The sequence below is a fragment of the Mycobacterium sp. E1747 genome (genome assembly GCF_001667775.1).
In the GTDB taxonomy this organism is placed as follows: Bacteria; Actinomycetota; Actinomycetes; order Mycobacteriales; family Mycobacteriaceae; genus Mycobacterium.
The window spans coordinates 1-13,921 of record NZ_LZJI01000093.1 but is presented as its reverse complement, the minus strand read 5'-3'; the positions used below and the strand labels follow the sequence as shown (position 1 = coordinate 13,921).

Here is a 13,921-nt window from a genome sequence, read left to right as displayed (position 1 = left end):
TCGCCGCCGGGATTCGCGCCGCCGCCCGGATTCGCGCCGCCGCCCGGGCCGCCGCGAGGCTACGGGCCCCCGCCGCCCCCGCCGGACGCCACCGCGACGGCCGTGGTGCGTCCGCTGCCGGATGGCGCCCGGGTGGTCCTGGTCGCCGATACGACGCAGACCACCCAGGTGACGCACCAGCTGCGTCTGCTGATGATCGGGGCCGGCGCGGTGACGCTCCTGACCGCGGCGCTGTTGCTGGTGGCGGTCAGCCGGGTGGCGTTGCGCCCGTTGGACCGGCTGACGGCGCTGGCTAACGACATCAGGACGGGCGATCGCGGGCGACGGCTGCGTCCGGACCGGGTCGACACCGAATTAGGCCGCGCCGCAACCGCTTTCGATGGGATGCTGGACGCGTTGGAGGCTTCCGAGAACCGGGCCCGGCGGGCCGCGGACGCGGCTCAGCGCGCCGAGAGCGCCACTCGACGCTTCCTCGTCGACGCCGCACATGAGCTGCGCACCCCGATCGCCGGGATCCAGGTCGCCGCCGAACAGCTCGCCAACAACGCCTCTACCGATCAGGGCGGCGATCAGGCGACAGGTCAATATCGGCGAGCCAGCCTGCTGCTGTCCGACGCCCGACGCGCCGGGCGCCTCGTGTCGGACATGCTCGATATGAGTCGCATCGACGCCGGGCTGCCGTTGGACACCCGCGACGTTGACCTGGCCGCGATCGCGGACGCCGAAGCCGACCGCGCCGCCATGCTCGCGCCGCGGCTCACCATCAGTCGCACCGGCGCGGCCAACCTCGCCGTCAACGCGGACCCCACCCGGCTCGCACAGATTCTGTCGAACTTGCTTGACAACGCACGCCGCTACACGCCGACCGGAGGCGCGATCACGATCGACGTCCGGCGGGACGACTGCGCCGCCGCGGTGACCGTCACCGACAGTGGCCCGGGGATTCCCGACGCCGAGCGCGAGCGCATCTTCGAGCGCCTGGTCCGCCTGGACGCCGGGCGCGGCCGGGATCACGGCGGCGCCGGGCTGGGCCTACCGATCGCCCGGGCGTTGGCCCGAGCCCACGGCGGGGAGCTGGTGTGCGTGACCCACGACGGCGGTGCCCGGTTCCGGCTCACCCTGCCGGTCGCCGCCGCGGCCGATCGGAGCGGCGAGCGGTGACCGCCCCAGCTCGAGGCGGCCACCGCTCGGTACGGCTAACGCACAGCCGGCACTAGAACCCCGGCGGTGGCGGGCGGAAGGGTCCACCCGGAGCCCCCGGCGGGGGCGGTCCGCCCGGCGGTCCGGGCGGCGGGGGTGGTCCGCCTGGCCCGCCCGGCCCCGGCCCCCAGGGTTGGCCCGGCGGCGGGGGCGGGGGCGGATCCGCGCTGGCTACCGCGGCGCCGAAGCCGGCCCCGGCCGCCCCAAGGACGCCCGCGAGCAAGGAACCGGCGATGAGTTGTTTGATCTTCACTCGGCTCATCTCTCCATTTCTGTCGGCAATCGATCCCCGTCGGGTGCGCAATCGCGTCCCGCGCACCACGACGTCCGCGACGGTAGGAGGCGAGCCTGAAGCCAGCCTGAAGATCCTTGCGGCCGGCCGATTTTCAGCCGGCCGCGGACGCGCCCGCGGTCACGGTGGTCAGCCGCCACTTGTCCAGCCAGGGCCGGACGAGTTCGGCCACCGAGAACCTGGCCGGGGCCGAACATCCCGGCTTGGGGGTGTTGGGGATACCCCCGCGGATGAGGATGCCGACGGCGCGAACGGTGCCGTCGCCTTCGTGGAGATAGACCGGGCCGCCGGAGTCGCCGCACCGGCCGGGCGCCAAGAACACGACCTTGCTCTTGGTGACTTCCGTGATCGGGCCGCAGGTGGCCTCGCCGGAGCCCATGCCGAACTTGCACAGTTCCTGGCCGATCTGCAGGTTGGTAGCGACCCCGGAGACCGGCAGGGAAGCCCCGATGGCCGCGCTCTGCGGGACGATGTCGCCGTTGAGTATGACCAGGCCGATGTCGTGCTGTTCGTTGTGGACGCCCTCGCTGACCGTCTGGCTGAACGTGCCCACCGTCGTGTAGGGCAGGACGCCGCCCAGGTTCATCGTCACCTTGGCGGGCCCACCTGGGCGGTTGCAGTGGCCGGCGGTGAGGACTCCAGTCTGGCCGGCGGCGGTGCGGACCAAAAATCCTGCGGTGCAACCCATTCCGCCCGACCCGTCGGCATACTCGACGAAGATGCCGGCGCCGGGGCCGATGGCGCTCGACGCGGGCAGGTCGATCGGCGCCAGAGCCGGCGGCGGGGTGAGCTCGTGGGCCGAGTCGTTCCTGGACAGCTGGGAGACCGCGGCGACGAAGGCCATGGCGCACAACAACGCCGCGATGGCCAGCAACGCGGAATGCAGCCTGGATCGTTGTGGCAGCGGGTACTGCACGTGGGTTCCGGCCAAACACCCCCCTTGAGCGCGCGATGCCGGTAGGTCTTCCAGCGCCAGCTTGCCAGCATTCGGCTTGCCAGCCGTCGTGATTGGCGAGATTTCTAGCGGACCGCGGCCGGCTCTGGGGAGGGCCGGTCGTCGACGGGACCGGGTGCCCGGCGATGGTGCCGACGGAAATGGCGGACCTCGATGGCCAAGCCCGTCAAACCCAGCGCCGCCGTGCACAGCGACACCAGGTAAAGCAGCGAGTTGGGGTGACCGGCGAGCGCGTCGCCCAGGATCACCACGGCGGCGGTGCCGGGCAGCAGGCCGCCCAGCGTCGCCAGCGTGTACGGCAGCAGGCGCACCGTCGACGCGCCGGCGGCGTAGTTGATCGCCGAGAACGGCACGGCGGGAATGAGCCGCAGCGACAGGATGGCGAGCCAACCCCGTTGGCGCAGGCGCTCGTCGACCGTGTCGATCGACCGGTGGCGTACCAGGCGGTTCAGCCGCCACCCGGCCGCCCGCACCAGCAGCATCGCGATCACGGCGCTCGCGGTGCTGGCGCCGACGGCGAGCGCCACACCGAGCAGCGGGCCGAACAGCAGACCGGCGGCCAGGGTGAACGCCGTGCGCGGGACCGGCACCACGGTCACCACGATGTGCGCGGCCAGGAACGCCAGCGGGAACCAGGGGCCGACCGACTGGGCCCAGTCCCGCATCTGCACGGGCGTGGGCAGGGGGAGCCATGACGCGGCGGCGATGAGGAGTGTGATACCGACCACTGTGGCGATCGCCTGGGGTCGCGACAGCAGACGCGCGGTCGCGCCCAGCGCGCCGCCGAGGTCGCGCAGAGCCCGGTTGATTCTGCAGGTGGCGGGACCCGTCACGCCTGTAAAGGTTACGGGTCCCAGGTGAATAACTCGTTTCCCGAGGCTGGCGTTTCGTCGCCGCGGCGCCGCCCTCGCCGCGCCTGGCGGTTTTCTGCCGACAGGACCGATCAACTAGCCTCATCAGTAAGTCGCAGGCCCCATTTGCTGGGAAAAGGGAGCAATCGGTGTCCATTGATGTACCCGAGCTCGCCGAACTAGAAGAGGTTCGCGGGCGTTGGCGCAGTGCGGTCGCCGGCGTGCTATCGAAAAGCACCCGGAAGGACCCCGAGGAACTTGGGGATCAGCCCGAGCGGCTGCTGGAAACCCCGACCTATGACGGCATCGCCATCCGGGCCCTGTACACGGCGCTCGACGAGCTGCCGGAACCCCCGCTGCCCGGCGAATGGCCGTATGTGCGGGGCGCCGACGCGCTGCGCGACGTCAAGTCCGGCTGGAAGGTGGCCGAGGCGTTCCCGGCCGACCGCGTCGCCGGGGTGGCGGCCAAGGACGTCAACGCGGCGGTGCTCGAGGCGCTCGGCAACGGGGCGAGCGCGCTGGTCCTGCGGGTCGGGGAGTCCGGCGTGACGGCCGGCCAGCTCGAGGACAGCCTGGCCGGGGTGCACCTGAGCATGGCGCCGGTCATCATCGATGCGGGCGCCGACTACTCCACGGCCGCCGACGTGATGTTGGCGATGGCGGCGGGTGTGCAGGCGGATCAGCGCGAACTCCTGTCGATCGACCTGGGCGGCGACCCGCTCACCGCGGCGCTGAGCGACCGTCCCGCGCCGTCGCTCGACGAGGTGGTCACGATCGCTAAGCGCGCGGTGCGTGAGCGCGGCGTGCGTGCGATCACCGTGGACGGGCCGGCCTTCCACAACCTGGGCGCCAACGCGACGTGGGAGCTGGCTGGCACCGTGGCCGCCGGGGTTGACTATCTGCGGCGGCTTACCGAATCGGGCGTGCCGGTCGGCGAGGCGTTGCGCCAGATCAGCTTCCGGTTGGCCGCCGACGACGACCAGTTCGTGACGCTCGCCAAGATGCGGGCGGTGCGTCGCCTGTGGGCGCGGGTCGCCGAGGTCGTCGGCGACCCGGACGGCGGGGCCGTCACCGTGCACGCCGAAACGTCGCTGCCGATGATGACCCAACGCGACCCGTGGGTGAACATGCTGCGTTGCACCCTGGCCGCGTTCGGCGCCGGCGTCGGCGGCGCCGACACCGTGCTGGTGCTGCCGTTCGACGTGGCGATCCCGGGCGGATTCCCCGGCACCGCGAGAAGTTTCGCGCGCCGGATCGCCCGCAACACCCAGCTGCTGCTCCTGGAGGAGTCGCACGTCGGCCGGGTGCTGGACCCGGCCGGCGGGTCGTGGTTCGTCGAGGACCTCACCGCGCGGCTCGCCGAGCAGGCATGGGAGCACTTCCAGGCCATCGAGGCCCGCGGCGGTTTCGTCGAGGCGCGCGACCATATCGCCGGCCAGATCGCCGACGTCGCCGCGCGGCGCGCCGATGACATCGCGCATCGGCGCACCGCGATCACCGGTGTCAACGAGTTTCCGAACCTAACGGAACCGGCCCTGCCGCAAGATGATTCGTCAGGATCGCCGCTGTCCGCAGGCCACCTGCAGCGCTATGCCGCGGCGTTCGAGGCGCTACGCGATCGCTCCGACGCTTTCCTGGCCCGCACCGGTGCGCGACCGCAAGCGCTGCTGTTACCGCTGGGGCCGCTGGCAGAGCACAACATCCGGGCCACCTTCGCCGCCAACCTGCTGGCGTCTGGGGGCATCGAAGCCGTCAACCCCGGAACCGTCGATGCTGCGGGCGTCGCGAAGGTCGTCGCCGACGCCGGGTCGCCCGGTGCGGCGGTCATCTGCGGCACCGACAAGCGCTACGGGGACGAGGCCGCCGGGATCGTCGCAGCGGCCCGGGCCGCCGGGGTGTCACGGGTCTACCTGGCCGGGCCGGAGAAGGCCCTGGGCGATGCCGAGCACCGGCCCGACGAGTTTCTGACCGCGAAAATCAATGCGGTCGAAGCCCTTTCGAATCTGCTCACTCGACTGGGAGCGTAGCCGCAATGACCACAACCGCATCCGTGATCGGTAACTTCGCCGAGGTCCCGCTGGACGGCGACCGGCCACTGCCCCCACCCACCGAGGCGGCCGTCGGCAAGCACGTCGCCGCCGCGGCGGCGGCGCACTGGTACACGCCCGATCAGCTCGAATGGCATACGCCCGAAGACATCGCCGTGAAGCCGGTGTACATCGGCGCCGACCGAGCCGCCGCCGCGGCGGCCGGTTACCCGCTGAACAGCTTCCCGGGCGAACCGCCCTTCCTGCGTGGCCCGTACCCCACCATGTACGTCAACCAGCCGTGGACCATCCGCCAGTACGCGGGGTTCTCCACCGCGGCGGAGTCGAATGCGTTCTATCGTCGTAACCTGGCCGCCGGGCAGAAAGGCCTGTCGGTGGCGTTCGACCTGGCCACTCACCGCGGATACGACTCCGACCATCCTCGTGTCCAGGGCGACGTCGGAATGGCAGGCGTGGCAATCGATTCGATTCTCGACATGCGGCAGCTGTTCGACGGCATCGACTTGTCGACGGTCTCGGTGTCGATGACGATGAACGGTGCCGTGCTGCCGATTCTGGCGCTGTATGTGGTGGCCGCCGAGGAGCAGGGGGTGCCGCCGGAGAAGCTGGCCGGCACCATCCAGAACGACATCCTCAAAGAATTCATGGTGCGCAACACCTACATCTATCCGCCCAAGCCGTCGATGCGCATCATCTCCGACATCTTCGGCTACACCAGCGCCAAGATGCCGAAGTTCAACTCCATCTCGATCTCCGGCTATCACATTCAAGAGGCCGGCGCCACAGCAGATTTGGAACTCGCGTACACCCTGGCCGACGGTGTGGACTACATCAAGGCGGGCCTGGACGCCGACCTGGACATCGACAAGTTCGCCCCTCGGCTGTCGTTCTTCTGGGGCATCGGCATGAACTTTTTCATGGAGGTCGCCAAGCTGCGCGCGGGCCGGCTGCTGTGGAGCGAGCTGGTCGCTCAGTTCGACCCGAAGAGCGCGAAAGCGCTTTCGCTGCGCACGCATTCGCAGACCTCGGGCTGGTCGCTGACTGCGCAGGACGCGTTCAACAACGTGGCGCGCACCTGCATCGAGGCGATGGCCGCCACCCAAGGGCACACCCAGTCCCTGCACACCAACGCCCTCGACGAGGCGCTGGCGCTGCCCACCGACTTTTCGGCGCGAATCGCGCGTAACACCCAGCTGCTGCTGCAGCAGGAGTCGGGCACCACGCGGCCGATCGACCCCTGGGGCGGTTCGTATTACGTTGAGTGGCTGACCCATCAGCTCGCGCAGAAGGCCCGCGCCCACATCGCCGAAGTCGCCGAGCACGGCGGCATGGCCCAGGCCATCAGCGACGGCATCCCCAAGCTGCGCATCGAGGAGGCGGCCGCGCGCACCCAGGCCCGCATCGACTCCGGGATGCAGCCCGTGATCGGCGTCAACAAGTATCAGGTCGAGGAGGACCAAGAGGTCGAGGTCCTCAAGGTCGAGAACAGCCGCGTGCGCGCCGAACAGCTGGCCAAACTCTCCGAGCTGCGCGCCAGCCGTGACCAGTCCGCCGTCCAGGCCGCCTTGGCTGACCTGTCCCGAGCGGCCGCGGCGCACGGCCGCGCCGGCGAGGACGGGCTGGGTAATAATCTGCTGGCGCTGGCGATCAACGCCGCCCGGGCCAAGGCGACGGTCGGTGAGATTTCCGATGCGCTGGAAAAGGTATACGGCCGGCACCAGGCGGAGATCCGCACGATCGCCGGCGTTTACCGCGACGAAGCCGGAAAGGCCCCCAACATCGCAACCGCCACGGAGCTAGTCGAGAAGTTCGCCGAGGCCGACGGCCGACGGCCGAGGATCCTGGTGGCGAAGATGGGTCAGGACGGTCACGACCGGGGCCAGAAGGTGATTGCGACAGCCTTCGCCGACCTGGGCTTCGACGTCGACGTCGGCTCGCTGTTCTCCACGCCCGACGAGGTGGCCCGGCAGGCCGCCGACAACGACGTGCACGTCGTCGGCGTCTCGTCGCTGGCCGCCGGCCACCTGACCCTGGTGCCGGCGCTGCGCGACGCGCTCGCCCAGGTGGGACGGCCCGACATCATGATCGTGGTCGGCGGGGTCATCCCGCCCGGTGACTTCGACGAGCTGTACCAGGCGGGGGCCGCCGCCATCTTCCCGCCCGGGACGGTGATCGCCGACGCCGCGATCGGCTTGCTGCACAAGCTGGCCGAGCGGCTGGGTTACCTGCTCGACTAGATGGCCGGCCGCAAGAACGATTCCGTCGACGAGCTGGCCGACGCCGTTCGCCGAGGCGACAGGGCGGCGCTGCCGCGGGCCATCACGCTGCTGGAGTCAACCCGCCCCGACCATCACGAGAAGGCCCAGCTGCTGCTGCTCGAGCTGACGCCCGACGCGGGCGACGCCCATCGCGTCGGCATCACCGGGACCCCCGGGGTGGGGAAGTCGACCACCATCGAGGCCCTCGGTATGCACCTGATCGAGCAGGGCCACCGGGTGGCGGTGTTGGCCGTCGACCCGTCCTCGACACGCAGCGGCGGATCGATCCTCGGTGACAAGACCCGGATGGCGCGCCTGGCCGTGCACCCGGATGCGTACATCCGCCCGTCGCCGACGTCCGGCACGTTGGGCGGCGTAGCAAAGGCCACCCGCGAGACGGTGGTGTTGTTGGAGGCCGCCGGTTTCGACGTGATCATCATCGAGACGGTCGGCGTCGGTCAGTCCGAGGTGACGGTGGCCAACATGGTCGACACCTTCGTCCTGCTGACGCTGGCGCGCGGCGGCGACCAGCTGCAGGGCATCAAGAAGGGTGTTCTGGAGCTGGCCGACATCGTCGTGGTGAACAAGGCCGACGGCGAACACCTCGCGGAGGCGCGGGTGGCCGCCCGGGAACTGTCCTCGGCCATCAGGCTGATACACCCGCGTGAAACACTTTGGCGGCCACCGGTTCTCACGATGAGCGCAATGGAGGGGACCGGTCTGAAGGAGCTGTGGGACACCATCGAACGCCATCGGCAGGTGCTCACTGAGGCCGGTGAATTCGAGGCGCGCCGGCGGGCGCAGCAAGTCGATTGGACGTGGCAGATGGTGCGCGACGCCGTCTTGGACCGGGTGCTGGCCAACCCCAAGGTGCGCAAGATGCGCGCCGATGTCGAGCGCCAGGTCAAGGCGGGGGAGTTAACCCCTGCGCTCGCCGCCGAGCAAATATTGTCGGCCGCGTCAGACTAACGGATAGGTAAACAATCTAGATTCCGCTCCGGGAAGGTGTGAACTCCAAGTAAATTTGAGATTGTGACGGTGGAAACCCGAGTCGATCGCCGCGCGGTCCCTGTCCACGATGACCCTGACGCAGGTCACCGTGTGTCCGGCGCGGCGGACTCACACTTCGGATGCGTCGTTCGCAGCTTTTCCACGATGTTTCCCGCCCGCCGGTTCGGCGGCGGCGCGCTGGCCGTGTACCTCGACGGTCAACCGGTCGTCGACGTCTGGGCCGGCTGGTCCGACCGCGGCGGCCACCGGCCATGGTCAGCCGACAGCGCACCGATGGTGTTCTCGGCGACCAAAGGCATGGCCGCCACCGTCATTCACCGGCTCGCCGACCGCGGGCTGATCGACTACGAGGCGCCCGTCGCCGAGTACTGGCCGGAGTTCGGGGCCAACGGCAAGGCCGACCTGACCGTGCGCGACGTGATGCGGCACGCCGCCGGCCTGTCGGGACTGCGCGGCGCCAGCAGCGAAGACTTGCTGGACCACGTCGTGATGGAGGAGCGGCTGGCCGCGGCGTCGCCGGGGCGGCTGCTGGGCAAGTCGGCGTACCACGCGTTGACCTTCGGCTGGCTGATGTCCGGCCTCGCCCGGGGCGTGACCGGAAAAGGCATGCGCGCGCTGATCCGCGAGGAGCTCGCCGAGCCCCTCGGCACCGACGGGTTGTATCTCGGTCGCCCGCCGGCCGGCGCGCCGACGCGGGTGGCCGAAATCATCGCGCCGCAGAACATGGTGAAGAACCCGGTCCTGAGCTTTGTGACGCGCAAGGTCGCCAACGAGCTGTCCGGCGGGTTCCGGTCCATGTACTTCCCGGGTATGGTCGCCGCGGTCCAGGGTGATACCCCCTTGCTAGACGCGGAGATTCCCGCAGCCAACGGGGTGGCGACGGCCCGCGGGCTGGCCCGGATGTACGGCGCCATCGCCAACGGCGGCGAGGTCGACGGGATCCGCTTCCTGTCGCGCGAGTTGGTCGCCGGGCTGACCGGTCGGCGGAGCCTGCGCCCGGACCGAAACCTGTTCGTGCCGCTGGCGTTCCACCTGGGCTACCACAGCCTGCCCATCGGGAACGTGATGCCCGGCTTCGGCCACGTCGGGCTGGGCGGCTCGCTCGGCTGGACCGACCCGTCGAGCGGCGTGGCCTTCTCGCTGGTGCACAATCGGCTGCTCACCCCGTTCGTGATGACCGATCACGCCGCGTTCGTCGGCATTTATGCGCTAATCCGTAAGGCCGCCGAGAAGGCACGCAAACGCGGATTCACACCCGTGACCGAATACGGTGCGCCATTCTTCGAGCCGGGAGCCGTCGCGGGCTAAGTAGAACATGCGCGAAACAATTATCCCCGAGCCGGAGATCAACATGTCGAACTGATTTGAAGGCGCATTGCCGTAAATCGCTCCTTCATTTGGACGTCGGAATCCGTGGACATCGTCGCGCGACCCACCCCGCAGCCAACCGTGATCCGTTTGCTCAACCGACCGATGCGCGGAATGCGGAGCGGTTGATCTCGTAACGAAACGGGCCCGCGCTTGGCCCGCCTTAACCGAGATCGACGCCACCATTTTTGCGGCGGACCGGATTTGCATACGCAGGCCAATTCCACCAAGCGGAAATTGGCGCCGCACTGCGGACTGAGACCACGCTGCGGTGCGCAGCCGCCCCAAGATCTCCGGCGTGTAACACTAGGCCTCGTCGCAGCGATAGGTCAGCGAAAGCCCCGTGCGACTTTCGCGGAAAGTGAGGCGCATCACAAAAACTTCAGATTCCAGCGTTTGGTCGCCCTGGCCGGCGGGGTAATAGCGCGACTAGGGGTCAACGGTCGGGCCGTGGGGCCAATGACGTTCGTGTTATGACCGGTGGTCGCGACGATCTGGCTCGAGTGACGCAAAATGGGGGTGAGCGCAACGATAGGCGGCTAGACTTGCTCTCGGCGGTACTGGCAAGCGGCAGAGGGGGGTTCACCCTTGGCCCGCGGGGTGGTACCGGGGTGGTACTCAGTACGACTTCATCGTCCAATTCGGGCTCGTCGGTGAATTCCACAAGTCAACAATTCGAATGTCGGATCGCTAGTAGGCGCGCGTGTTTCAGGCATTACCAGCGGTCCGGCGGTTTCGTTGAAGTAGACAGGCTTACCATGCGGCACCTGGGCGAAGACCACCGAGAGCTCCTCGCCTTGCCGCATTCGTGTGTCTTGACGTTGGAGAATCGCGTCATGGCCGCAGAAGTTGCCGCCTAGTCGAGGAATCGGAGACAATAACCGATGCCCCAGACGTCACCTAGCCCAACAGAACTGAAAGGCTATGATCTGTCGTGAAATTCGTGCTGGCAAGCTATGGAACTCGGGGCGATGTCGAGCCGACCGTGGCTATGGGTCGGGAGCTCCAGCGCAGGGGACACGACGTTCTCATGGCCGTCCCCTGCAACCTCACGGGCTTCGCCGAGGCGGCAGGGCTTCCGGCAGCCGCCTACGGGCCAGATATGCATGACTTCCTGTCCGATGACTTCCTGCGTGACTTCTGGACGAACTTCCGCCGCAGCTTTTGGACGATCAAAGAGCCGATCAGGTTGCTGCGTGAACTGTGGCAGCCCTGCCTCACGCACTGGGCGGAGATGAGCCGCACGTTGGCATCCCTGGCCGCCGACGCCGATGTGCTGTTCAGCGGACTGGTTTACCAAGAACTCGCCGCAAGCATCGCTGAGGCCTACGACATTCCGTTCGCGACACTGCATTACTTTCCGATACGTCCCAATGGTCAGCTGTATCCCGGTGTGCCGGCGCCACTGGTCCGCACCGGGATGACCGTCTACGACTGGTTGTGTTGGCGCATGAGCAAGAAGGCGGAGGACGCACAGCGCCGTGAGCTGGGTTTGCCCAAGGCGACGTCTCCCTCGCCACGCCGAATTGAACGCACCGCTTTAGAGATTCAGGCATACGACGAAGCTTGCTTCCCGGGCCTGGCCGAGGAATGGCAACAGTGGGGTGACCGACGGCCCTTCGTCGGGGCGCTGACGATGGGGTTGACGACAGATGCCGACGAAGAGGTGGCGGCGTGGATCAAGGCGGGAACGCCGCCGATTTGTTTCGGTTTCGGCAGCATGCCGGTCGCCGCGTCCCCGGCCGACACGGTCAAGATGATCGGCGCTGCCTGCGCGGAACTAGGCGAGCGCGCATTGGTTTGCGCCGGGTGGGCCGATTTCAGTGACGTGCCTGATTTTGAGCACGTGAAGGTCGTCAGGGCGGTGAATTACGCGGCAACGTTCCCGATGTGTCGCGCGGTAGTCCACCACGGCGGTTCGGGCACCACGGCAGCGGCTCTGCGTGCCGGCGTTCCGTCGATAATCCTGTGGACAGCCGGCGACCAACCGCATTGGGGTGCCCAGCTCAAACGACTGAAAATCGGTACCACTCGGCGCTTTTCGACCACAACCACCGAAACGCTGGTTACCGACTTGCGTCAGATCCTCGAACCCGAGTATGCGGTGCGAGCCCGTGACCTCGCTGCCCGGATGACAGAGCCGGCTGAAAGCGTTGCCAAATCCGTTGATGTGCTCGAAAAGTTTGCCAGCGCAAGGCGTTTGGTCTGACGCATTAACGGCGGTTCGCTCGCATGCTCGCCCGCCACTGCATGAGAAGCAGTTATCCGCCCGGTGCGTCTCTGCCGTCGTCCGAGCTCACCTCGACCTGGGCGGGTGAGTCCGTTGCGGACGGGTTGCTCGGGCGCTTGAAGCGGGATTTCAGCGACAGCGCGCGCTTTTCCACCAGGAACCAGCTCAGCGCCGCCACCGGGAGGGTGGCCGTCATCGCGACGACGAAAAACACGATCGGGTGCAGCCGCGCGAGGCCGCACACTGCCAGCAACTGCTGCATCGGGAATGCATAGATGTACATGCCATAGGACAGGTCCGTGCGTAGTTGCAATCGCTTGTTCTGAAGCAGGGCCCCAGAGACGACGACGGCGTAGGCGAGCGGAAGGCCGGCGACCACCCGATAATCCGGCAGCTGGCTGGACGCGAGGACGATGACCACGCAGACCGCGACGAGCGACCAGCGAGCGGGTATCACGTCGCGCCATTGGTACAGGAGCGCCCCGGAAGCGAACATGATGGCGGAGCGGCAAAGGAGCTGCGGGATGGTCCACACGCCGGGGAAGGTCAATGGTGGCAACAACATCGCCCCGACGATGGCGAGCGCCAGCAGGGCCGGGGAAACCCACCTGCGAGTGGCGAGTCCAACGACGCCGATGAATGCGACGGCCAGGTAGCACATCACTTCCCAGATCAGGGACCACAGCGACGCGTTCCAATTTGCTCCGCCCGGCGTCCCGTGCGGCGTCGCTCCGACATTGGGGTGAAGGTAGGCCAGTGCGGCGTTTTGCAGTACGTACTCGATGGGAGCGCTGGAAAGCAGCAGCTTTCTAACCGAACCGCCCTGGATCGCCACGCTCAGTGGTGCGAATAGATATGCGGTGACGATCAGGCAGACGTAGAAACCGGGGAGAATACGCAGAGCTCGAGCCAAGAGGTAGTCACGAAGTCGAGGGTCGTTCAGCCAGCTCCGGGAGATGAGGAATCCCGAGATTGCGAAGAATCCGTCGACACCCACGGCGAACAGAAGCTTATTAGCCGCCGCCGGCGGCATGTGGCCGGTGATGGGCCACGAGTGGAACAGCATCACTTCAGTTGCCAGGGCCAGCCGGAATGCGTTCAGCGCGTTATTTCGCGGGCTGAACACTTCCCCCAGCTTCATGTGGCTCCGTCCCTCGTCCCCCGTGCGCGTTGTCGGCGCCATCGTATATCGCGACGGTATTGATCACTGTTGCTTTCAGTGCTCTTGGCGAGTCGGTCGGGGCGGACAATCGACACGGCAGCAGGGACGCTCGCTGAACTGGCGAAGCACGGGCTTGACCGCGGTGATGGCTGGCAACGGGGCGCAGCGGCATTGAACGGCTCCGGGTCCAGAACGGGGTGCTAGCATCCGGGTCGTGTCTGAAGAAGGTGCGCGGCTGCGAATCGGTGTCCTCGGTGCAGCCCGCATCGCACCGCTGGCGCTCATCAACCCAGCACGAGAAAACGACGAGGTTGTGGTCGCGGCGGTGGCAGCCCGGGAGGTATCTCGTGCGCAGGCCTTCGCCGCCGAACACGGGATTCCTCGAGTGCATGACAGCTATGAGGCGCTCGTCGCGGACCCCGACTTGGACGCCATCTACAACCCTCTCCCAAATGGCTTGCACGGCAGGTGGACCCGAGCCGCAATTGCCGCGGGCAAGCATGTGCTGTGCGAAAAACCGTTTAGTGCCAATGCCGCTGAGGCGCG

At 67.8% G+C, this 13,921-nt stretch carries 9 protein-coding genes and 1 pseudogene; 7 read left to right on the top strand and 3 right to left on the bottom strand.

The window, feature by feature from the left end:
* The coding region (locus A5695_RS09710; protein ID WP_068080384.1) for a HAMP domain-containing sensor histidine kinase at positions 1 to 1,161 on the top strand (1,161 nt) is incomplete at its 5' end.
* 425 nt (positions 1,162 to 1,586) lie between these two features.
* Here the strand turns inward: A5695_RS09710 and A5695_RS09705 are convergent.
* On the bottom strand, positions 1,587 to 2,423 hold the full coding sequence (locus tag A5695_RS09705) for a trypsin-like serine protease (protein WP_068080382.1): 837 nt from the start codon (positions 2,421 to 2,423) through the stop codon (positions 1,587 to 1,589).
* A gap of 89 nt (positions 2,424 to 2,512) precedes the next feature.
* Positions 2,513 to 3,280, bottom strand: a complete 768-nt coding sequence (locus A5695_RS09700; RefSeq protein ID WP_068080380.1) for a TVP38/TMEM64 family protein — start codon at positions 3,278 to 3,280, stop codon at positions 2,513 to 2,515.
* 167 nt (positions 3,281 to 3,447) lie between these two features.
* On the opposite strand from A5695_RS09700, the gene mutA reads away from it, so the two are divergent.
* The 5 genes and pseudogenes from mutA to A5695_RS09675 all read left to right on the top strand — a co-directional run bounded on the left by mutA (position 3,448) and on the right by A5695_RS09675 (position 12,192).
* A complete protein-coding gene (mutA, locus tag A5695_RS09695) occupies positions 3,448 to 5,325 on the top strand; it encodes a methylmalonyl-CoA mutase small subunit (RefSeq protein ID WP_068080378.1) in 1,878 nt (625 codons plus the stop codon).
* Between the two features lie 5 nt (positions 5,326 to 5,330).
* A complete protein-coding gene (scpA, locus tag A5695_RS09690) occupies positions 5,331 to 7,583 on the top strand; it encodes a methylmalonyl-CoA mutase (protein ID WP_068080376.1) in 2,253 nt (750 codons plus the stop codon).
* Positions 7,584 to 8,584 (top strand): annotated as a pseudogene (gene meaB, locus A5695_RS09685) (methylmalonyl Co-A mutase-associated GTPase MeaB).
* A gap of 52 nt (positions 8,585 to 8,636) precedes the next feature.
* The gene (locus A5695_RS09680) at positions 8,637 to 9,923 is read left to right on the top strand and encodes a serine hydrolase domain-containing protein (protein ID WP_068080372.1); all 1,287 of its coding nucleotides are present in this window, start codon (positions 8,637 to 8,639) and stop codon (positions 9,921 to 9,923) included.
* Positions 9,924 to 10,917: 994 nt separating this feature from the next.
* On the top strand, positions 10,918 to 12,192 hold the full coding sequence (locus A5695_RS09675) for a glycosyltransferase (protein WP_082945963.1): 1,275 nt from the start codon (positions 10,918 to 10,920) through the stop codon (positions 12,190 to 12,192).
* Positions 12,193 to 12,244: 52 nt separating this feature from the next.
* Here A5695_RS09675 and A5695_RS09670 read toward each other — a convergent pair whose 3' ends face one another.
* Positions 12,245 to 13,354: an acyltransferase gene (locus tag A5695_RS09670; protein WP_068080368.1), complete on the bottom strand. Its 1,110-nt coding sequence runs from the start codon at positions 13,352 to 13,354 to the stop codon at positions 12,245 to 12,247.
* A gap of 226 nt (positions 13,355 to 13,580) precedes the next feature.
* On the opposite strand from A5695_RS09670, the gene A5695_RS09665 reads away from it, so the two are divergent.
* Positions 13,581 to 13,921 (top strand): Gfo/Idh/MocA family protein (locus A5695_RS09665; RefSeq protein ID WP_369830171.1); only part of this gene is annotated, 341 nt, incomplete at its 3' end.

Excerpts from the sequence above, each read along its gene's own strand:
- A5695_RS09670 (WP_068080368.1), bottom strand. The coding sequence starts at position 13,354 with ATGAAGCTGGGGGAAGTGTTCAGCCCGCGAAATAACGCGCTGAACGCA.
- scpA (WP_068080376.1), top strand. The coding sequence starts at position 5,331 with ATGACCACAACCGCATCCGTGATCGGTAACTTCGCCGAGGTCCCGCTG.